19 protein-coding genes are annotated in these 20,806 nt (G+C 44.6%); all 19 read right to left on the minus strand.

From position 1 onward, the window contains the following. Positions 1-112: 112 nt before the first annotated feature. Entirely contained in the window at positions 113-451 is a 339-nt protein-coding gene (gene glnB / locus OCU38_RS09185) for a nitrogen regulatory protein P-II (RefSeq protein ID WP_023403391.1), read from the minus strand. A gap of 114 nt (positions 452-565) precedes the next feature. Beyond that, positions 566-877: a c-type cytochrome gene (locus tag OCU38_RS09190; protein ID WP_261822859.1), complete on the minus strand. Its 312-nt coding sequence runs from the start codon at positions 875-877 to the stop codon at positions 566-568. A gap of 16 nt (positions 878-893) precedes the next feature. Further along, complete coding sequence (tilS, locus tag OCU38_RS09195; RefSeq protein WP_261822860.1) at positions 894-2,231, minus strand: tRNA lysidine(34) synthetase TilS; 1,338 nt, start codon at positions 2,229-2,231, stop codon at positions 894-896. Between the two features lie 99 nt (positions 2,232-2,330). Next, on the minus strand, positions 2,331-3,290 hold the full coding sequence (gene accA / locus OCU38_RS09200) for an acetyl-CoA carboxylase carboxyl transferase subunit alpha (protein ID WP_261822861.1): 960 nt from the start codon (positions 3,288-3,290) through the stop codon (positions 2,331-2,333). 46 nt (positions 3,291-3,336) lie between these two features. Beyond that, on the minus strand, positions 3,337-6,816 hold the full coding sequence (gene dnaE / locus OCU38_RS09205; protein WP_261822862.1) for a DNA polymerase III subunit alpha: 3,480 nt from the start codon (positions 6,814-6,816) through the stop codon (positions 3,337-3,339). Between the two features lie 18 nt (positions 6,817-6,834). Beyond that, positions 6,835-7,455 (minus strand): ribonuclease HII, encoded by a 621-nt coding sequence (rnhB, locus tag OCU38_RS09210; RefSeq protein WP_261822863.1) that lies wholly within the window; start codon positions 7,453-7,455, stop codon positions 6,835-6,837. Next, a complete protein-coding gene (gene lpxB / locus OCU38_RS09215; RefSeq protein WP_261822864.1) occupies positions 7,456-8,598 on the minus strand; it encodes a lipid-A-disaccharide synthase in 1,143 nt (380 codons plus the stop codon). It lies immediately after the preceding gene. A gap of 89 nt (positions 8,599-8,687) precedes the next feature. Then, positions 8,688-9,479: an acyl-ACP--UDP-N-acetylglucosamine O-acyltransferase gene (gene lpxA, locus OCU38_RS09220; protein ID WP_021712054.1), complete on the minus strand. Its 792-nt coding sequence runs from the start codon at positions 9,477-9,479 to the stop codon at positions 8,688-8,690. Position 9,480: 1 nt separating this feature from the next. After that, positions 9,481-9,912 carry a 3-hydroxyacyl-ACP dehydratase FabZ gene (gene fabZ / locus OCU38_RS09225; protein WP_261824266.1) on the minus strand — a complete coding sequence of 144 codons (432 nt, stop codon included), beginning with the start codon at positions 9,910-9,912 and terminating at the stop codon, positions 9,481-9,483. A 107-nt stretch (positions 9,913-10,019) separates the two neighbouring features. Continuing rightward, a complete protein-coding gene (gene lpxD, locus OCU38_RS09230) occupies positions 10,020-11,039 on the minus strand; it encodes a UDP-3-O-(3-hydroxymyristoyl)glucosamine N-acyltransferase (RefSeq protein WP_261822865.1) in 1,020 nt (339 codons plus the stop codon). Positions 11,040-11,045: 6 nt separating this feature from the next. Further along, entirely contained in the window at positions 11,046-11,558 is a 513-nt protein-coding gene (locus tag OCU38_RS09235; RefSeq protein WP_023403381.1) for an OmpH family outer membrane protein, read from the minus strand. 18 nt (positions 11,559-11,576) lie between these two features. Continuing rightward, positions 11,577-14,015, minus strand: a complete 2,439-nt coding sequence (bamA, locus tag OCU38_RS09240) for an outer membrane protein assembly factor BamA (protein WP_261822866.1) — start codon at positions 14,013-14,015, stop codon at positions 11,577-11,579. Between the two features lie 46 nt (positions 14,016-14,061). Beyond that, a complete protein-coding gene (gene rseP / locus OCU38_RS09245) occupies positions 14,062-15,417 on the minus strand; it encodes a sigma E protease regulator RseP (protein ID WP_261822867.1) in 1,356 nt (451 codons plus the stop codon). Between the two features lie 11 nt (positions 15,418-15,428). Further along, entirely contained in the window at positions 15,429-16,625 is a 1,197-nt protein-coding gene (gene ispC / locus OCU38_RS09250; protein ID WP_261822868.1) for a 1-deoxy-D-xylulose-5-phosphate reductoisomerase, read from the minus strand. Positions 16,626-16,649: 24 nt separating this feature from the next. Next, positions 16,650-17,495, minus strand: coding sequence for a phosphatidate cytidylyltransferase (locus tag OCU38_RS09255; protein WP_261822869.1), 846 nt, complete (start codon positions 17,493-17,495; stop codon positions 16,650-16,652). Positions 17,496-17,505: 10 nt separating this feature from the next. Continuing rightward, entirely contained in the window at positions 17,506-18,261 is a 756-nt protein-coding gene (locus tag OCU38_RS09260; RefSeq protein WP_261822870.1) for an isoprenyl transferase, read from the minus strand. A gap of 102 nt (positions 18,262-18,363) precedes the next feature. Further along, positions 18,364-18,921, minus strand: coding sequence for a ribosome recycling factor (gene frr, locus OCU38_RS09265; protein ID WP_023403375.1), 558 nt, complete (start codon positions 18,919-18,921; stop codon positions 18,364-18,366). Between the two features lie 61 nt (positions 18,922-18,982). Next, positions 18,983-19,714: a UMP kinase gene (gene pyrH, locus OCU38_RS09270; protein WP_261822871.1), complete on the minus strand. Its 732-nt coding sequence runs from the start codon at positions 19,712-19,714 to the stop codon at positions 18,983-18,985. Positions 19,715-19,883: 169 nt separating this feature from the next. After that, a complete protein-coding gene (gene tsf / locus OCU38_RS09275; RefSeq protein ID WP_261822872.1) occupies positions 19,884-20,726 on the minus strand; it encodes a translation elongation factor Ts in 843 nt (280 codons plus the stop codon). Positions 20,727-20,806 lie beyond the last annotated feature (80 nt).

The raw sequence follows: 20,806 nt of genomic DNA on the forward strand, positions 1-20,806 counted from the left end.
GAATGTGCTGCCATAGTAGCAATTTGGCTAAGTATAGAAAACAACAAGCCCCCGCACTAAGGCAGGGGCTTAAAAGATTAATCAACTAGTTAAGGTGTGATACTACCTAAAATTAGATTGCGTCTTCGTCTTCTTCGCCAGTACGAATACGTACAACTCGCTCAACATCAGAAACGAAAATCTTACCGTCGCCAATTTTGCCCGTTTGCGCTGTTTCAACAATCTTATCGATACATTGTGCAGCAACATCGTCAGAGACTACGATTTCTAATTTCACTTTTGGTAGAAAATCAACCATGTATTCAGCACCACGGTACAGTTCAGTATGACCTTTTTGACGTCCAAAGCCTTTTACTTCAGATACAGTCATCCCTGTAATACCGACTTCTGCCAATGCTTCTCGTACATCGTCGAGTTTAAAAGGTTTTATGATTGCTTCAATCTTTTTCATTTCTACTCCCTAATTTGCTTAGCCTATGGCAAGTCCAAGTATTATCAATGTTTTTTCCTAAATTACCAAATAGGAATTCATCTATATTGACTAAGCTAAGACAAAACAGCCTTATTATTTCATTGCAGCATAATAAGCCGCTAGATTTTCCATATCTTGATCGTTAAGCAAAGACGCTTGTGCTTGCATTACCACCGCTAACCCGCCGGTTCTTTCTTTCGCTTTATACGCCTTGAGTGAGCTCACGATGTATTTCGCATTTTGCCCATTAAGGTTCGGGTAACCATCGATCACCGCTTTTCCATCAGCGCCATGACAAGCCGCGCAGATTTGAGCTTTTGCTTTCCCAGCTTCAACATCAGCAGCATTCGCCGTTGCACCGATAACCGATGCCAAAAGAGCCGCAACAACGAGAGACTTTTTCATAATATTACCTTGTTGATTATATTTTCTTCCAATAAAAACGGTGACTTGACCCAGTAAAGTCTCGACATACAAACAAATCGCCAACCGCTACCACCTTATCGTTATACATCAAAATGGGTATAAGTGATCGTTTCCATGGCGGAATATGATACTCCTGAAACAGTTTTTTTAGTTTTCGACTGCCGACGCGCCCTTCTGGGTGAGCGCTTAAACCACTCGGATTAAACTGAACCCACACTTTTTCATCCGCATTTGCTGCGCGCACACTAAGACCATCAGCGATCTCATTACTTAGCACAACATTGCCTAATGGATGCGGCAACTCCACTGTTTCGTTGCTCTTTAACTGTGACTGCCAGTTGTGTGGCGGCTCAATATCTTTAACCAAATGAATTGAGTTTTGGAATCGGCGCACTGTCATATCACCAATAACCAGTTTAGGGTTAGCATCTGCGCTCGCCCCTATCACTTCATTGAACAATAAAATAAGCTGCTTGCGACTGGGCATGGGCTGATTGTGCTGTTTAAACCATTGACGAATTAAGCGATGGCGAATCGCGTCCGATACCGCGCTTAAACGTTGCATACTCAGGCTATTATCAGGGTTCAATGCTTGCTGATATTGATATTGCAGTAATTCATCAAGCAGCTGCTCTTGTTCAAAGCATAGCTCAGCACTGCGCAGGGCATTTTTTTGTATTTCAGGCCAACGCTTGGATAATTGCGGAACCACTGCATGTCTTAAAAAGTTACGGTCAAACTTAGTGTCTTGATTGCTTTCGTCTTCTACCCACTGTAATTGATGCTCAGTAGCATAATCATGCAGTTGTTCTCGGCGTAAGGACAGAAAAGGCCTCACTAATAAGCTGTCCTGAAAAGGCGATGATGCGCCCATTCCAGCCAGCCCTCTTGGGCCACTGCCACGCTTTAATGCCAGTAATAGGGTTTCGAGCTGATCATCGGCATGTTGGGCCGTTAATAGTAAATCACCTTTATGCAGGTGCTTAGCCAATAACTCATAGCGAGCGTCTCGGGCTTGCGCTTCTAAGCTCTGTTTACTGTTAATATCCAAATGAGCATGTTCTACACAAAAACTGACTGAGGAGGCTTCACACCACTGCTGACATTGCGCCGTCCAGTGCGCTGCATTTTGGCTTAAACCATGATTGACATGCACCGCCATCACTTTGCTTGTTGGATTTTGAGTTTGATAACGGGATAAGCCCTGATAACGAGATAAGCAATGAAGCATCACTCGGGAGTCTAATCCCCCACTTAACGCCAGCACGATTTTTGAATCAGAACTTCGATAAGCCTCGATGACTTTGCAAAAAGTATCAAAAATAATGTCCACTGCATTTCTCACTATATTCAAAATCTTAATAAAGCAAAAAAGGCGAGCTAGTGCTCACCTTTGTTATTATGTCATCATTTGCGGTTGAGCAAATTTAGATTAACAGTAACCGTAGCTCATCAAGCGCTCATAGCGGCGATCTTGCAGCTCTTGTTCGCTTTTGCTATCTAGCTCGTTTAACTGCTGAATCAATACCGCTTTAATATTTTCAGCTGTATGCACTGGATCTCTGTGCGCGCCGCCTAGAGGTTCAGTGATAATTTCATCAATCAAGCCGTACTCTTTCAAACGCGGTGCAACCAAGCCCATTGCATCAGCAGCTTGTGGTGCTTTTTCAGAGTCACGCCACAAGATAGAAGCACAACCTTCTGGAGAGATAACTGAGTATGTTGAGTACTCAAGCATGTTCACGTAGTCACCGACACCAATCGCCAATGCACCGCCAGAACCACCTTCGCCCACCACGTTACAAATAACGGGAACAGTAAGGCCAGCCATTGCTTTTAGGTTAGTGGCAATCGCTTCTGATTGACCGCGCTCCTCTGCACCAACACCAGGGTAAGCACCCGCAGTATCAATAAAGGTAATAACAGGCATGTTAAAACGCTCTGCCATCTTCATTAGACGTAAGGCTTTACGGTAACCTTCAGGTTTTGGCATACCAAAGTTACGGATGACTTTTTCTTTGGTTTCACGGCCTTTTTGATGACCAATAACCATTACCGGACGTCCATCTAGACGAGCCATGCCACCAACGATAGCTTTGTCATCGCCAAACGCACGATCACCGCATAATTCATCAAATTCAGTGAAGGCGTTTTCAATGTAATCATAAGTGTAAGGACGCTGTGGGTGACGAGCAAGTTGAGCCACTTGCCACGCACCTAGATCACCAAAAATTTTCTTTTTCAGTTCTAAGCTTTTCTTTTCAAGAGAAGTGATTTCCTTGTCTAGGTCTACTCCATCTCCTCCACCGTGGCGACTTACATCGCGTAGGGCTTCAATTTTAGCTTCAAGCTCTGCAATTGGCTTTTCAAACTCTAGAAAGTTCAAACTCATCTAGCATTCCTTCATCTTTTTGCTCTGAATACAGGGTGTTCTGTAATCAGTTAAATTCGAGTTCTACCTGGTCATTCCCAAGTAGCTGCTTTAAATCGTCAATCAACGTATCGCTTGGCGTAACTCGCCATTCAACACCCAAGGATAACTTGGCTCTTGCGTCGCTACGTTGATAATAAATATGGACTGGAATAGTACCAGCGCGATGCGGCTCTAACACTCGACTGAAGCGTTCAAAGAACTGTGCATCAATTTGAGACTCTGATATCGAGATACTGAGTCCAGAAGCGTATTTCTCACGAGCATGGCCAAGATCCATGACTTCACGAGCCGTCATTTTAAGGCCACCATTGAAATCATCAAAGCTGACCTGTCCAGAAACCACTACAATTCTATCTTTTTCTACAAGTTCTGCATACTTTTCTAGCATATCAGAAAATAACATCACTTCCATTCGCCCAGAACGGTCGTCTAAAGTCAGAATACCAATGCGAGAACCGCGCTTAGTGGTCATCACTTTAGCCGCAATCACTAAACCCGCTAAGGTAACGGATTGATCGCGCCGAGTTGGTGTGGCGTTATTTAATCGACAACTGGTGTATTTTGCCAGTTCGCGTAGATACAAGTTAATAGGGTGACCGGTTAGATATAAGCCGAGCGTTTCTCGCTCCCCTTCTAGCCATACTTTTTCAGGCCATTTAGGCACTTGCGCATAGGCTTGCTCAACATCGGAATGGGTATCGGTTAATACGCCAAACATATCCGACTGTCCAAAGGCTTCCGCTTGGTGGTATTGACCCGCCGCTTTTACCGCTGCATCCACAGAAGCCATCATAGCCGCTCGGTGTGGGCCTAAGCGATCTAACGCGCCTGCTTGAATGAGCTTTTCAATCACACGCTTGTTGCATTTTTTAAGATCAACACGCGCACAAAAATCAAACAGATCTTTAAAGTGACCGTCTTTGGCTCGCGCCTCGATCATGCTATCAATCGGGCCTTCACCGACCCCTTTAATTGCACCAATACCGTACACAATCGCGCCGGTTTCATCGACGTTAAAGCGATATAGACCCGAGTTCACATCTGGCGGTAAGATTTTCAGCCCCATACGGATACATTCATCGACTAGGCCGACCACTTTTTCCGTATTATCCATATCCGCGGTCATTACCGCCGCCATAAATTCGGCAGGATAGTGGGTTTTTAGCCATAGCGTTTGATATGAAACCAATGCATACGCCGCCGAGTGCGATTTGTTAAAGCCATAGCCAGCAAATTTTTCTACCAAGTCGAAGATTTTCATCGACAACTCGCCATCTACGCCATTGTTTTCTGCCCCTTCTTTAAAGACCGAGCGTTGCTTCTCCATCTCTTCCGGTTTTTTCTTACCCATAGCACGGCGCAACATATCTGCGCCGCCGAGCGTATAGCCCGCTAAAATCTGGGCGATTTGCATAACCTGTTCTTGATACAGAATGATGCCGTAGGTCGGTTCTAAGGTTTCTTTTAATGACTCATGTTGCCACGTTTCATCAGGGTAAGAGATCGCTTCTCGGCCGTGCTTACGGTCGATAAAGTTATCTACCATGCCCGATTGCAGTGGGCCGGGACGAAATAGCGCCACCAGTGCGATGATATCTTCAAAACAGTCCGGTTTAAGGCGCTTGATCAAATCCTTCATACCGCGAGATTCAAGCTGGAATACCGCAGTCGTTTCGGAGTTTTGTAGCACTCTGAATGAGGCTTCATCTTGCAAAGGAATCGATTCGATGCGAACCGGCGCTTCGCCCATTTTTTCAAGCCTTGGGTTAATCAGCCCTAGCGCCCAATCGATGATCGTTAGAGTACGTAACCCCAAGAAGTCAAACTTAACCAGACCTGCGGTTTCTACGTCATTTTTATCAAATTGAGTAACCGGGAAATGCCCTTCAGCATCGGCATAGATTGGTGAGAAGTCGGTAATGGTGGTTGGTGAGATCACCACGCCACCAGCGTGTTTACCGGCGTTACGTGTACACCCTTCTAGGATGCGACACATATCGATAAGATCTTTTACCTCTTCATCGGCATCATAGAGCTCGCCCAGTTGTGGCTCAGCATCAAATGCTTTACTTAGCGTCATTCCCGGATCAGGCGGTACTAACTTGGAGATACGATCAACAAACCCGTATGGGTGACCTAGCACACGCCCTACATCACGAATAACCGCTTTGGCCGCCATAGTACCGAAGGTGATGATCTGCGATACCGCATCTCGACCATACAGCTCAGCCACGTGATCAATAACCTGATCGCGCTTATCCATACAAAAGTCGATATCGAAATCGGGCATCGAAACACGTTCAGGGTTTAAGAATCGTTCAAAGAGCAGATCGTATTCTAGTGGATCAAGGTCGGTGATTTTCAGCGCGTAAGCCACCAATGAACCTGCACCTGAACCACGGCCTGGGCCTACTGGAATATCGTTATCTTTCGACCACTGGATGAACTCCATTACGATCAGGAAGTAACCGGGAAAGCCCATCTGGTTGACAACGCCTAGCTCGATTTGCAATCGCTCATCGTATTCAGGGCGACGCTCGGCGCGCACCTTGGGATCGGGGAATAAAAACTCTAAGCGCTCTTCTAAGCCTTCTTCAGACTTATGCACTAAGAATTCTTCAATGCTCATATCACCGGTTGGGAAGTTAGGTAAGAAATACTCCCCTAGGCGTACGGTAACGTTACAACGTTTGGCTATTTCGACACTGTTTTGTAAGGCTTCAGGAATGTCTGAGAACAGCTCACACATTTCTTCTTCAGTGCGCAAATACTGCTGAGCACTGTAATTTTTTGGGCGGCGCGGATCTTCTAGCGTGAAACCATCATGAATCGCCACACGGATTTCATGGGCGTCAAACTGTTCAGCATTTAGGAATACAACTTCGTTGGTCGCTACTACTGGTAGGTTGCTTTTACTGGCGCATTCTAGCGCAAAGTGCAGATAGCTTTCTTCATCAACGCGGCCAGTACGAGTTAATTCAACATAAAAGCGGTCAGCAAAATATTGCTGATAAAAATCGATGCACTGCTGAGTCAGTTCATCATTGCCTTTTAATAAGGCTTTACCTAGCTCACCACTTTTACCGCCAGAGAGAACAATTAAGCCTTCGTTTAGCTCAGCCAGCCACTCTTTATCTATTACAGGGTGGTGCTGAACATGACCGCGCAGGTAGGCTTTAGAAATCAATAGAGTCAGGTTTTTATAACCTTGGTTATTGGCAGATAAGACTGTGATGCGGGTTAATTCATCACCAAATTCAGCTGACTGCATCATAAAGTCAGCGCCAATAATAGGCTTAATGCCTTCGCCGTGAGCCTTATTATAAAACTTCACTAACCCACATAAGTTAGTAAAGTCGGTCAATGCCACCGCAGGCATGCCAAGCTCTGCCACTTTCTTGACTAGAGGCGGCACTTTCGACAAGCCATCCACCATGGAATAGTCACTGTGGACGCGTAAATGTATAAACTTCGGCTCTGTCATAATTACTCTATTGTTCCGTTAGTCAAGTAGACCTAACGCTCGTTTAACTGGCTTAAAACTTTTTCTGTGCTCGGCAATCACGCCGTGCTCTTCGATAGCGGCAAAGTGTGCTTTAGTCGGATACCCTTTATGTTTAGCAAAGCCAAATTGAGGGTGCTTATCATCAAGCTCAACCATTTCTTGGTCGCGTACCACTTTAGCGATAATCGAGGCGGCGCTGATTTCAGCCACTCTTAAATCACCTTTCACTACCGCAAGCCCCGGCATCGCGATGGTCGGCACTCGATTGCCATCAATTAAGGCAAAATCAGGCTGAACAGACAAGCCTTCAATGGCGCGCGTCATTGCCAGCATAGTGGCGTGTAAAATATTCAGCTCATCGATTTCTTCAGGTGAACAGCGACCTACTGACCATGCTAGCGCTTTTTGTTTAATTTCTGGAAATAACGCCAAACGTTTTTTCTCAGACAGTGCCTTTGAATCGGTCAGCCCCTCAATAGGATTATTCGGGTCTAAAATAACCGCGGCAGTGACAACATCCCCTACTAAGGGGCCTCGCCCTACTTCATCCACTCCGGCAAACAAAGAGTAACCTTGCGGGTACTCAAAGGGAGGGTATTCTACTTTTGCTTTTGCCATTTACTTGCCTATTAAATTCAGTACCGCATTGGCTGCTTGAGTATCAGCGTCACGCTTTATCCACGCGTGCATTTCGCTAAACTTATCCGTCATATAGGTGGTATCACCATCGATAATATTCTGCATTGCCGTGAATATTTGCTGTGGATTACATTCTTCCATAATCAGCTCAGTAAGTAGCTCTTCATCCGCGAGCAGATTAGGCAAGCTGTAATACTTATTTAGCATCATACGCTTAGCAATAAAGCCTGATATTTTATTGACCTTGTATGCGGTCACCATTGGACGATTAACCAACATGCCTTCTAATACGGCGGTGCCACAGGCAAGCAAAATGAAATCGGCTGCGGCCATAATATTACGTGCTGAGTTTTCTTCAATGATTTGAAAATCGAGTTCAGGAGCGGTTTGTTGCCAAATTTCTTCAAACTGAGCTTTTCGTGCTGGATTGACCGCCGATACGATAAAACCAATATCTGGGTATTTTTCATGCAGCAGTTTACAGCCTTCGATAAAGTCTTGCGCCATTAGCTTCACTTCACCACGGCGACTGCCCGGCAGTACCGCCAGCCAGCGTCTGTCTTGCTGTAGGCCAAAACGTTCACGCGCTTCGCTTTTGCTTGAATGCATAGGAATCGCGTCGGCTAATGTGTGTCCAACAAACTCACACGCCACTTGATACTTATCGTAAAAGGCCTTTTCGAAAGGGAGAAAGGCCAGCACAAGATCCGTTGCGGCATCGATTTTAAAGATGCGCTTTGGACGCCATGCCCATACTGAAGGACTCACGTAATGCACGGTTTTTAAGCCAGCATTTTTTAATTCTAGCTCAAGTCGCAAATTAAAATCAGGGGCATCGATACCAATAAAAACATCCGGTTGCCACTGCTTGAAAAACTTAGCGGTTTCTTTTTTGATGTGCAGAATTCGACGCAATCGCCCTAGGACTTCAACCAATCCCATGACCGATAACTCTTCCATATCAAACAGAGAGCGACAGCCCAATGCTTGCATTTTTGGTCCAGCAATTCCAACAAATTCAGCATCAGGATATTTTTGCTGAATTCCCTTGATAAGACCTTCACCCAGCGTGTCCCCAGACAACTCTCCAACAACAACACCGATACGTAATGGTCGACTCATACATTGCACTCCTAGACACAAAATAAGGATACAAATAAAAAGATCGCCCATTACAGCGATCTTTTAAAAAGGAAAACTAAACGCTGTTATTAGCGAATGATGCCACGATTCACATCATTGTTTAGGTAATCAATGAATTGCTTAACCGCAGGGTATTCGTCTGCTGATTTGGCAATTTCAACTTTCGCTTCATCTAAAGTGAGACCTGAACGGTATAAGGTTTTAAATGCACGACGTACAGCGAGAATATCTTGCTTCTCAAAGCCGCGACGTTTCATGCCTTCAGAGTTAATACCGATAGGGCTACAGTGGTTACCTTGCGCCATCACAAATGGAGGGATGTCTTGCGCTACAGTTGAACCGCCACCGATGAACGCGTGCGCGCCCAAAGTACAGAACTGATGCACAGGAACGAGCGCAGTAAGAATCACGTAGTCTTGTACTTTTACGTGTCCTGCAAGAGTGGCGTTGTTACCAAGAATGACGTTGTCGCCAATCACACAGTCATGTGCAATATGTGCGTTCACACAAAATAGGTTATCACTGCCTACTTGAGTAATGCCCTTATCTTGTACTGTGCCGCGGTGCATCTGCACACTTTCACGAATCACATTACGATCACCTACCACAAGCTGGGTAGCTTCGCCGTGATATTTTTTATCTTGGTTTTCTTCACCTAAAATGGCAAAAGAAAACACGCGGTTTCCGTTACCAATTTTGGTTAAGCCTTTAATAACAACATGAGACATAATCTCATTGTCTTCACCAATTTCAACATCGCCACTGATGTATGTAAACGGTCCAACCGTTGTGTTGGCACCAATTGTTACATTGCCTTCAATAACTGCAGTTGGGTGAATTTTTGCAGTAGGATCAATCATATTAGAATTCTCGACGAGCACATTTTAGTTCTGCAGAACAGACAACTTCACCGTCTACTTTTGCAACACCGTTAAACATCGCAATACCGCGACGGTTTTTCAACAGTTCTACTTCGATAAACATTTGATCGCCTGGGCTAACAGGTTTACGGAACTTTGCTTGGTCCACGCTAGCAAAGTAATACAATTCATTTTCTTTTGGTGCGCCAAAGGTTTTAAATGCAAGCAAGCCCGTTGCCTGAGCCATTGCTTCTAGGATAAGAACCCCAGGGAATACAGGCAATTGTGGGAAGTGACCGGTGAACTGAGGTTCATTAAAGGTCACGTTTTTCAAACCAACTAGATATTTTCCTTCTTCGTAATCGGTTACACGATCAAGAAGTAAAAACGGATAACGGTGTGGAAGAAGAGATTGAATCTCCATAATATCCATGGTCTTTTTTTCAGAAGTCAAAGTGCATTTCCTTTAATGTAACGCTTTAATTTATTTAAGAATTATAGACTAAAAAGACCTGCTTATTGCAGGCCTTAATAGAGAATTTAAGAGCCGAGCTTTTTCTCGAGTTCATTTAGGCGATGGAGCATGTCCTCAAGCCTATTAAGGCGAGCAACAGATTTACGCCATTCTCGGTTAGGTAGCGCTGGCATACCTGATGAATATACGCCTTTCTCAGTGATGCTGCGAAGCACCATTGCACGACCAGATATCATGCTTCCGTCAGCAATTTCTAAGTGCCCTGAAATGGCAGCACCACCACCAATAATACAATATTTACCAATGTGAGTACTACCACCGACTACTGTACCACCTGCAATGCAAGAGCCGTAATCGATACAGACATTATGACCAATTTGAATTTGGTTATCTAAAATCACATTGCTACCGATAACAGTGTCGTCTAACGCACCTCTATCAACGGTTGTACTTGCGCCAATTTCGACACGATCGCCAACTCTGACTGTGCCTACTTGCGGGATTTTGATCCATTCGCCACGCTCGTTAGCGTACCCAAAGCCGTCTGCACCAATCACTGAGCTAGAATGAAAAACGCAACGCTCACCCACTTGTACGTGATGATAAACCGTCGCATTTGCCCACAATTGTGTACCCGCGCCAATGGCCGCATTTTTACCCACATAAGCACCCGCGCCAATAGAGACGTTGTCTCCTAGCACCGCACCAGAGTCGATAGTGGCATTTGGACCAATAGAAACATTATTGCCAAGAACTGCATCATCAGCAATGTTTGCCGAAGCTGCAATTCCTGTGGCAGGAAGCTGAGGCGTATTTAACGCTTGAGCGACCTTAGCGTAAGCAACATAAGGGTCTGCGACCACAAGAGCGTTACCTACACATAGCGAGCGCTCGCTTTCCTTAACCATAACCACTGACGCCTTACACTCTGGCAATTGCTTTTTATAGCGTGGATTGGACAAGAAGGTAATGTGCCCTTCTTCGGCCTTATCCATTGCAGCTACCGCAGTAACCTTAGTGTTGGGATCACCGTAAAGTGTACCACCGGTAATTTGTTCAAGTTGTTGTAGCGTCAGTTCTGTCATAATTTATTACTTATTTAGTTCGTCAATCACTTTTTGTGATAGGTCTAGTTCAGGCTTAGCGTATTGAAGAGCTTGCGCATCAACAACCATGTCTACACCTTCACGTTTAGCAACAACATTTACCGCGTCTTGAATCACTTTAAATAGTTTTTGCTTCTCTTGAGCTTCACGACGTTTGCCATCACGCTCTAGAGATTGACCTTTTAGTTTGTATTCAGCTTCTAGGCCAGCGATTTCGATTTGTAGTTTACGAACGCCATCATCACCTAGTAGTGCCGCATCGCGACGTGCTTTATCCGCTTTAGATTTAATCTTAGCTTCAATTGCTTTTAAATCTGCTGTTTTGTCTTTGAACTCTTCTTGAAGAGTTTTAAGCACAGCTTCTCGTTGTGGTAGCTCTTGGAAAATTTGAGCGGTATTTACATAAGCAACTTTTTGGGCAGCTTCTGCGGCGTGCGCAACCAAAGATGTAGACAAGACTACAAGACTCAGGCCTGCTGCTTTAATTAGTTTTTTCAATTTATTATCCTCAAATGTTTAGAAGGTTCTACCAATTGTGAAAGTGAAGACCTCTTTGTCATCACCCTCATAAATTTCAATCGGAGTCGCTAATGAGAACACTAATGGCCCCATTGGTGACATCCACTGTACTGCGGCACCTACTGATGCGCGGTACGCAAATGGGTCTGAATAATCGTAATAATATTCTGAGCCCGGCAAGTTTTCATCTACGTCAACGTCGTTGAACTCTGTGTCCCATACACTGGCGACATCTAAGAACAGACTGGTACGCAGCTGATTACGGAAACTGTCCCCTGCAAATGGTGTCGGTACGATTAACTCGATACTACCCAACATAGTGGCGTTACCACCCGCCGATTCATCGGTTGCGGAATAACATGGGTTGTTGCCACCGGCGTTACCAGAACAGCCTGATGGATCATCGTATACCGCTTTTGGACCCGCACTGTTTGAACCAAAGCCACGCAAGGTAGTGAAACCACCCGCATAGAAGTTCTCATAGAATGGGAACAAGTTATCATTGCCACCGGTTTTGCCGTAACCATTACCGTAACCTAAACGACCGCGGAACAATAACGCGAAAGTTTGTTTGTGGTTAAGCGGGAAGTACTGTCTCGCATCGTACTGAATTTTATAGTACTGCGCATCAGAACCCGGAACGGTAATCTTACCGGTCAAACGTTGGTGGTTACCCGACGTAGGGAAGATACTTCTGTTTAGATTATTACGCGTCCAAGTCAGAGAAACGTCAAAATCATCAGTTTCTAACGTATTTTCAATCGCATTGTAGTTATTACCTTGAGATTGAAGGAAATTTTCTATCTGAACATAAGGGTCTAGGTTCGATAAACTGTTGTGTGTGTAGCCAAATCCGACTTCCACAAAGTTCAATTCATCAAATGGGAAACCCCAAGTTAATGAGCCACCATAACTTTCGTTGGTATAGTCAACAATACCCGCTTCAGATGCTTCAAACTTGTTGTAGAAGACCTTACCACCCAGACTGACACCATCTAAGTTCCAATAAGGGTCACGGTACTCTAAGCTAACGTTTTTCTGATAATCGTTCATCATGGCATTAATACCAACGCGATTACCTGTACCTAAGAAGTTGTCTTGTTGTAGGCCGACTTGGAAGCTAATACCTGATTCAGTACCATAACCGATACCAAAATTAACACTGCCTGAGTTGGCTTCTTTTACCGAGTAAACCACATCTACTTGGTCATCTGTGCCTGGCACGCGCACGGTTTGCACATCAACAGTTTCAAAGAAACCAAGACGATTTAAACGTGTTTTACCTGTTTCTAGGTTTTTAGAATTTAACCAACTGCCTTCCATTTGACGCATTTCACGACGCAGCACTTCATCTTTAGTGGAGTTGTTACCCACAAAGCGAATATCACGCACATAGATACGGTTGCCCGCTTCTACGTTAACCACTAACGAAACTGTGTGGTTCTCGTCATCAAATTCAGGGATAGTTCGAACGTTAGGATAAGCATATCCTGACTCACCCAATACGCGCTTGATGGACTCTTCCATTCCGGTAACTGCGCCACCGCTGTAAACATCGCCTTTTTTGAACGGGTTCATCTGTTCAAATTCATCGCGCTTACCAATGAGCTCACCGCGAACTTTTACGTCTTTAACTGTGTACTGCTCACCTTCGTCTAAGAATAGCGAGATATACACGCCTTTCTTATCCGGAGAAATCGCCACTTGGCTAGAATCTACTTTAAATTTGAGGTAGCCCTGATTCAGGTAATACGACTTCATCGCTTCGAGATCGCCAGCAAGAACTTGCTTTTGATATTTCTCATCGGCCATGAAGTTCCACCAAGGCACATCCACATTCAAGTTGAAGCGAGACAATAGTTCGCTATCCGTAAATACGGTGTTGCCGATAAAGTTGATTTGCTGGATCTTAGCTGAAACGCCTTCCGAGAAAACAAATTTAAGATCGGCGCGATTACGAGGAAGTGGTGTTACAACCGCTTGTACTGAAGCGTTGTACTTACCTACGCTGTAGTAAAAGTCTTCAAGCCCTTTTTCAATGGTGCTTAGCGCCGTGCGGTCTAACGCTTCACCGACACGTACACCAGAGGAATTAAGGTTTTGCTGTAACTGTTCTTCTTCAATGGCTTTGTTGCCTGAAAAAGACACGCTAGCAATGGTAGGACGCTCAGTCACACGGACAACTAAAACGTTGCCATCACGCATCACTTTTACATCTTCATAGTTACCAGAACGGTACAAAGACTTGATAATGTCAGATACATCTTTTCCGCCAACAGTATCACCAACGCGAACGGGCATCTCCAACAGAGCAGCACCGAGAGCTACACGTTGAAGACCTTCAATTTTTATATCTTGGACCACAAAATTTTCTGCACCGTAAACTGCACTACTTCCAAGTAGTAACGCGGTAAGCAGGATACGTTTTAGCGACATATCGACTTCTAATTTCCTATAAAAATACGCTGTGAGCTCGAAAGAATTACAGACGCATAAAATCGTTTAAAATTGCGATAGACATCAGTGCAAACACTATTGCGCCACCGACGCGGTACCCCATTTCTTGAATTTTTTCTGGTACCGGGCGACGGGTAACCGCCTCGACCGCAAAAAACAACAGATGACCACCATCTAAGATGGGTAATGGCATCAAGTTGATAATTCCTAAATTAATACTTATTAAGGCCAAAAAGCCCAAGAAATACACTAAGCCATAATCGGCCGTAGCACCTGCTCCTTTAGCAATAGAGATAGGCCCACTGAGATTATTCAATCCAACATCGCCTACCACCAACTTTTTCAGCATATTGAAGGTCAAAGATGTGACTTGCTTAGTTTTTTCAATCGCTCGACCGATAGAATCTATAGGACCAAACCTCAGATCGAATCGATATTCCTCTGGCCATGTGCCTACTTTTGGCGACACACCAGCGAATCCTATTTTGCCATCTGCCGTTTCTCGAACGCCAGGAATGAGGGTAATAGGTAACGTCGTGCCATTGCGCTGTATTTCAAGTTGTAATGACCGGTCCGGATTATGGCGGATAATGGAAGCAAAATCTTGCCACTCGCTCACAGAGTTGCCATTCACTGATAAAACAGTGTCTCCTACTTCTAATCCAGCCTTAGCCGCGGCGCCTCCCTCTTGAACATTGGCAAACGTGAGATGCAATTCAGGAGAATAAGGTCTAAATCCTAAAGTGGTCATTGCCGATTCAGTTTCTAAATCAAAATGCCAATCTTCAATATTAAGAATTACGGTTTTCTGTTGACCAATTTCATCCGCTGATGCGACCGTCATTGTCATCTGCTTATCGCCAATACGGGCAATCAGCCCCATATTAACAGATTCCCAATCTGCGGTTTTGACGCCATCAATGGATTTAAGTTCCATTCCTTGTTGAATTCCTGCTTGTGCAACAATGGAATTGGGGGTTACTTCACCAATTACGGGTTTTACGGCGGGAACACCAATCAAAAAGACCAACCAATAGGCCACGATAGCAAATAGGAAGTTGGCCATAGGACCGGCGGCGACAATCGCGCTACGTTGCCATAGTTTCTTTTGATCAAATGCGAGAGGTTTTTCGTGCTCTGCGACTTCTTCCACGCGGCTATCAAGCATCTTGACGTAGCCACCCAGAGGTATCACAGAAATAGAGTATTCAGTGCCCGTTTTGCCTATTTTTTTCCAAATAGACTTACCAAAGCCAATCGAAAACTTGTGAACTTTTACGCCACAACGACGAGCGACCCAGAAATGTCCGTATTCGTGCACGGCAACTAAGATGCCAAGTGCCACAATAAATGAAGCAAAATTCCATAAAGCGGAGGCCATTACATCTATCCCTAATTTAGTTGCTCACTAGCAAAAATACGTGCCATTTTATCGAGCTCAATCAAGCTTTCCAAGCTATCCAATTGATGAGCGTGTTCAGTTGCACATACTTTGTTCATTACACTTCGGTTCACTTGTACGATATCAGTGAAAGCGATTTTTTGTTGTAAAAACGCATGTACCGCCACTTCGTTTGCCGCATTCAACGCGGTTGTGGCGTGTTGTCCACTATAACAAGCTTCAATCGCCAGTTCCAAGCACGGATATCGAGCGAAGTCTGGTTTAATAAAGGAAAGCTCGCCCATCTCGGTAAAATCGAGGGGCTTAACGCCCGCTTTGACGCGATTTGGGTACGCCATCGTCAATGCAATTGGGGTACACATATCCGGTTCGCCCATTTGCGCCAGAGTGGAGCCGTCCTTGTATTGCACCATTGAATGGATAACAGATTGCGGGTGGATAACCACTTTCAGCTGTTCTTTGTTGGCATTAAATAACCAGCGAGCTTCAATATATTCAAGACCTTTGTTCATCATGCTCGCAGAATCGACCGAAATTTTAGGCCCCATCGACCAGTTGGGATGAGCAATAGCCTGCGCTGGCGTCACCGATTTCAGTGATTCGATATCACTGTATCGAAAAGGGCCGCCAGAGCCTGTTAATAAGATTTTATGTACGCCAGCTTTATCTAAGTCGCAGTGTCCTAAGTTTGTTTGAATGTGCTCAGGCAAGCATTGAAAAATGGCGTTATGTTCACTATCCACTGGCATAAGCTCAGCGTCATATTTTTTCACCGCATCCACAAATAGCTGTCCAGACATCACCAGTGCTTCTTTGTTCGCCAATAGCACTCGCTTACCCGCTTTAACAGCTGCCATGGTCGATAATAGACCAGCTGCGCCAACAATCGCCGCCATAACCATGTCTACTTCAGGAAGCTCAGCAATATGGCAAAGCCCTGCGTCCCCAGCCAGTACTTGCGCTGTATTGCCAACGGCGCGTAGCTCTTTTTGTAGTGTGAGAGCTGCCGACTTATCGGCCATAGCAACGTATTTAGGTCGCCACTGCTGGCACAAGGTGAACATTTGCGCGTGGTTAGTGCCCGCACCTAGTGCGTACACCTGATAATGCTCAGGGTTTTCGGCAATAACCTTTAAGGTACTGCTACCGATAGAACCGGTAGCGCCTAGGATAGTGATGTTTTTCATGCTAATTGACCAATCAAGTGCGGGTTACTGCAACATGAAATAAAGAATGGTAAAGACAGGGAACGCAGCGGTTAAGCTGTCTACGCGGTCTAATACACCGCCATGTCCTGGAATGATGTTGCTGCTGTCTTTAATGCCTGCAACACGTTTAAACATGCTTTCAACTAGATCGCCTAGCACTGAAATCACTACCGTCACGAAAGTCAGTAGTATCATCAGCCAAGGGGTAGAGAATTCAAGCTCAAACCATGTCGCCATGCCCCATCCCACTAGTAAAGCAACCACTAAGCCGCCCACTAAACCTTCGATGGTTTTATTTGGGCTAACGTGTGGCGCCATTTTATGTTTACCAAAGCGTTTGCCTGTAAAGTATGCGCCGCTATCGGCTGCCCATACTAATGCACAAACGTACATTACAAGTTTAGCGCCATAGTAGAAATCCACATCTAGGTTTACCGCTCTAAGAGCGACGATGCTCCAAAAGAAAGGCAACAATGTCAGTAGGCCAAACGCAAATCGAAGAATGTCGGAATCTTTCCACCATTTTGCGCTTTTCGGATAGGTAATCGCCAGTCCACTAGCAATAATCCACCACACGGCTCCGATTGCGATCACCACTGCTAAACTGCCGGTTAATTCGGGGGCGAGCACAGATTGCGAGGGAATGCAGGAAAAAGAGGTAAGAAAGCCCGTTAACAACAAAATCATTTTTGTTGCTCGGTTGCCGGATTCAATAAACTGAGTCCACTCCCATAAGCCGATCAAAGTGATTGCGCCTAACATCAGCATAAAACCAATAAATGGCAGCTGAAATACGCCTAAAATGACCAGAGGGCCGAGGATTAAAGCCGTTATAATACGTTGCTTCAAGGCTACTTCCTTATTTGTTATCCATAAGTGCTTTGATCTGCTCTCCAGTACAACCAAATCGACGTTCGCGATTAATATACCAAGAGATTGCTTCGGCTAAGCCGTCTTCATCAAAGTCAGGCCAGTGTTTGTCGCAAAAGTAAAATTCTGCGTAAGCAACTTGCCATAATAAAAAGTTACTGAGGCGTGATTCACCACTGGTGCGAATCAAAAGATCCACATCAGGCAAATCTGCGAGGCATATTTCTTGTGAAATCAGATCTTCGGTAATATCAAAAGGTTGAATTTCACCACGCATTGCTTTTTCAGCAATGCGTTTTGTTGCCTGTGTAATATCCCATTTACCACCGTAGTTGGCCGCCACATTGATAACCAATCCAGTATTATCTTGTGTCAGCGCTTCGGCTTCTGCTATTTTTTTTTGTAAACGAGAATTGAAACCACTTTTATCGCCAATTATTCTCAGTTTAAGATCATTTTTATGCAAACGCTTCACTTCCGTTGATAGCAAAGTGATAAACAGTTCCATTAAAAGACTGACTTCTTCTTGTGGTCGGCGCCAGTTTTCACTGCTAAATGCAAATAGAGTCACTGACTTAATGCCTAGCTTAGCGGCTGCGGTAATGGTTTTTCTGACCGCGCTCACCCCTTTCTTATGCCCATAAACTCTAGGTTTGCCATGAGATTTCGCCCAACGTCCATTTCCATCCATGATGATGGCAATGTGTTGAGGAATAGAGCTAGGTGTTACTGAAGTGTCAGACATAAAGAAGATATTGAATAATTAACAGGTGGGAGATAATAGCAGAAAAAAACGCTGCACTGTAGATGTGCAGCGTTTTAAGAATCAATCGATAATCAGTTTTGATTAAACTTCCATCAACTCTTTTTCTTTTGCAGCAAGAACTTCATCAACATTCTTAACGGCTACGTCAGTCAGTTTTTGAATTTCGTCTTGTGCTTTACGATCTTCATCTTCAGAAATTTCTTTGTCTTTTAGAAGCGCTTTAAAATCACTGTTTGCGTCACGACGGATATTACGGATTGCAACACGTGCACCTTCAGCTTCGCCACGAACGATCTTAACAAGATCCTTACGACGTTCTTCTGTTAGCGGTGGAAGTGGTACACGGATAACCGTACCCGCAGACATAGGGTTTAGACCTAGATCTGATTGTAGAATTGCTTTTTCAACTTTAGGCGCTAGTTCTCTATCAAATACAGTAATTGCTAGAGTACGTGCATCTTCAGCAACAACGTTTGCTACTTGATTAAGAGGCGTTGGTGCGCCGTAGTATTCTACTGAAAGACCAGATAGAAGACTTGGGTGAGCACGACCAGTACGTACTTTTGAAAGAGTGTTCTTTAGCGCTTCAACGCTTTTGTCCATACGCTGTTGCGCATCTTGCTTGATTTCGTTAATCACGATTTCACCTTTGAAATTGTCTAGGCCAAATGAATGGCCATTCTAAGTTGTGCTAGGGCGATTATTCAGCGCTGCTGATAAGAGTACCTTCAGCTTCACCCATTACCACGCGACGTAGTGCGCCTGGCTTGTTCATATTAAATACACGAATTGGCATGTTGTGATCGCGTGCCAATGTAAACGCCGCTAGATCCATAACTTTAAGCTCTTTATCTAGAACTTCATTGTACGTTAACTGGCTGTAAAGTTCAGCGTCTGGGTTCTTCGCTGGGTCAGCATTGTATACGCCGTCAACTTTTGTTGCTTTTAGCACTAGATCTGCTTCGATTTCGATACCACGTAGACATGCCGCAGAATCTGTTGTGAAGAACGGGTTACCTGTACCTGCAGAGAAAATAACCACACGGCCATGACGTAATTCACGAATAGCATCCGCCCAGTTGTAATCGTCACACACGCCTTTCAGTTGAATCGCAGACATTACGCGAGCGTTAACATAAGCACGGTGCAGAGCATCACGCATTGCAAGGCCGTTCATTACCGTTGCTAGCATACCCATGTGATCCCCGACTACGCGATTCATGCCAGCTTCTGCAAGACCTGCGCCACGGAAAAGGTTACCACCACCGATAACAACACCCACTTCTACGCCAAGTTCAACTAACTCTTTTATTTCCTGAGCCATACGCTCAAGAATTGTTGGGTCAATACCAAAACCTTCTGAGCCTTGTAGAGCCTCACCACTCAGTTTTAATAGGATACGCTGATATGCTGGTTTAGGATTTGTAGTCATGAAGTATACCTTCTAAAAGAGTTATCGATTAACAGTTGAGGATAGAGACTTGCTAATTTTGACAGAAGCTAAGTTAAATCCCAATTCTCAACCACTAAATATTAGTGTTTATTCGTAAAAAGACCGCAGCATAAGCCACGGTCTTTTAAAATATTAACAAGGCTATTAATTAACCTTTTTGAACCGCTGCTACTTCGTCAGCAAAGCTCATTTCGGCAGCTTTCTCGATGCCTTCACCTACTTCTAAGCGAACGAAATCAGATACTGATGCGCCACGCTCTTTTAGGATTTCACCAACAGATTTCTTAGGTTCCATTACGAACGCTTGACCTGTTAGAGATATTTCGCCAGTGAATTTCTTCATGCGGCCGACAACCATTTTTTCAGCGATAGCTTCTGGTTTGCCTTCGTTCATTGCGATTTCAACTTGAACCGCTTTTTCTTTTGCAACAACTTCAGCTGGTACGTCTTCTGGGTTTAGGAACTCAGGACGAGAAGCAGCAACGTGCATTGCTACGTGCTTAAGTGTTTCTGCGTCGCCTTCACCAGCAACAACTACACCGATTTTCTCACCGTGACGGTAAGAAGCGATAGCAGTACCTTCAACGTACTGTACGCGACGGATGTTGATGTTTTCGCCGATTTTAGCAACTAGAGCAATACGAGTGTCTTCGAATTGTGCTTGAAGTTCTTCAGCAGTAGCTTTTGAAGCTAGAGCAGCGTCAGCTACTTCGTTTGCGAATGCAGTGAAGCTTGCATCTTTAGCAACGAAGTCAGTTTGACAGTTAACTTCAAGAAGAACAGCAACGCCGTTTGCATCTTTAACAATGATTTTGCCTTCAGCAGCTACGTTACCTGCTTTTTTAGCAGCTTTAGCAGCGCCTGATTTACGCATGTTTTCAATTGCTAGTTCGATATCACCGTCAGTCTCGTTAAGAGCCTTTTTACAGTCCATCATACCTGCGCCAGTACGGTCGCGCAGTTCTTTTACTAGAGCAGCAGTTACAGCCATTCTCTAATCCTCAAGTTGATTCAAAAGGTAAAATTCAGGGGCCTAAATTGGGGCCCCTGATGTATACTAGCACTTAGTCT

It is taken from the genome of Vibrio neonatus, assembly GCF_024346975.1.
GTDB lineage: Bacteria > Pseudomonadota > Gammaproteobacteria > Enterobacterales > Vibrionaceae > Vibrio > Vibrio neonatus.

Coding starts and splice junctions, on each gene's coding strand:
- glnB (WP_023403391.1), bottom strand. CDS start 451: ATGAAAAAGATTGAAGCAATCATAAAACCTTTTAAACTCGACGATGTA.
- OCU38_RS09190 (WP_261822859.1), bottom strand. CDS start 877: ATGAAAAAGTCTCTCGTTGTTGCGGCTCTTTTGGCATCGGTTATCGGT.
- accA (WP_261822861.1), bottom strand. CDS start 3,290: ATGAGTTTGAACTTTCTAGAGTTTGAAAAGCCAATTGCAGAGCTTGAA.
- dnaE (WP_261822862.1), bottom strand. CDS start 6,816: ATGACAGAGCCGAAGTTTATACATTTACGCGTCCACAGTGACTATTCC.
- rnhB (WP_261822863.1), bottom strand. CDS start 7,455: ATGGCAAAAGCAAAAGTAGAATACCCTCCCTTTGAGTACCCGCAAGGT.
- lpxB (WP_261822864.1), bottom strand. CDS start 8,598: ATGAGTCGACCATTACGTATCGGTGTTGTTGTTGGAGAGTTGTCTGGG.
- lpxA (WP_021712054.1), bottom strand. CDS start 9,479: ATGATTGATCCTACTGCAAAAATTCACCCAACTGCAGTTATTGAAGGC.
- fabZ (WP_261824266.1), bottom strand. CDS start 9,912: ATGGATATTATGGAGATTCAATCTCTTCTTCCACACCGTTATCCGTTT.
- lpxD (WP_261822865.1), bottom strand. CDS start 11,039: ATGACAGAACTGACGCTACAACAACTTGAACAAATTACCGGTGGTACA.
- bamA (WP_261822866.1), bottom strand. CDS start 14,015: ATGTCGCTAAAACGTATCCTGCTTACCGCGTTACTACTTGGAAGTAGT.
- rseP (WP_261822867.1), bottom strand. CDS start 15,417: ATGGCCTCCGCTTTATGGAATTTTGCTTCATTTATTGTGGCACTTGGC.
- ispC (WP_261822868.1), bottom strand. CDS start 16,625: ATGAAAAACATCACTATCCTAGGCGCTACCGGTTCTATCGGTAGCAGT.
- OCU38_RS09260 (WP_261822870.1), bottom strand. CDS start 18,261: ATGTCTGACACTTCAGTAACACCTAGCTCTATTCCTCAACACATTGCC.
- pyrH (WP_261822871.1), bottom strand. CDS start 19,714: ATGACTACAAATCCTAAACCAGCATATCAGCGTATCCTATTAAAACTG.
- tsf (WP_261822872.1), bottom strand. CDS start 20,726: ATGGCTGTAACTGCTGCTCTAGTAAAAGAACTGCGCGACCGTACTGGC.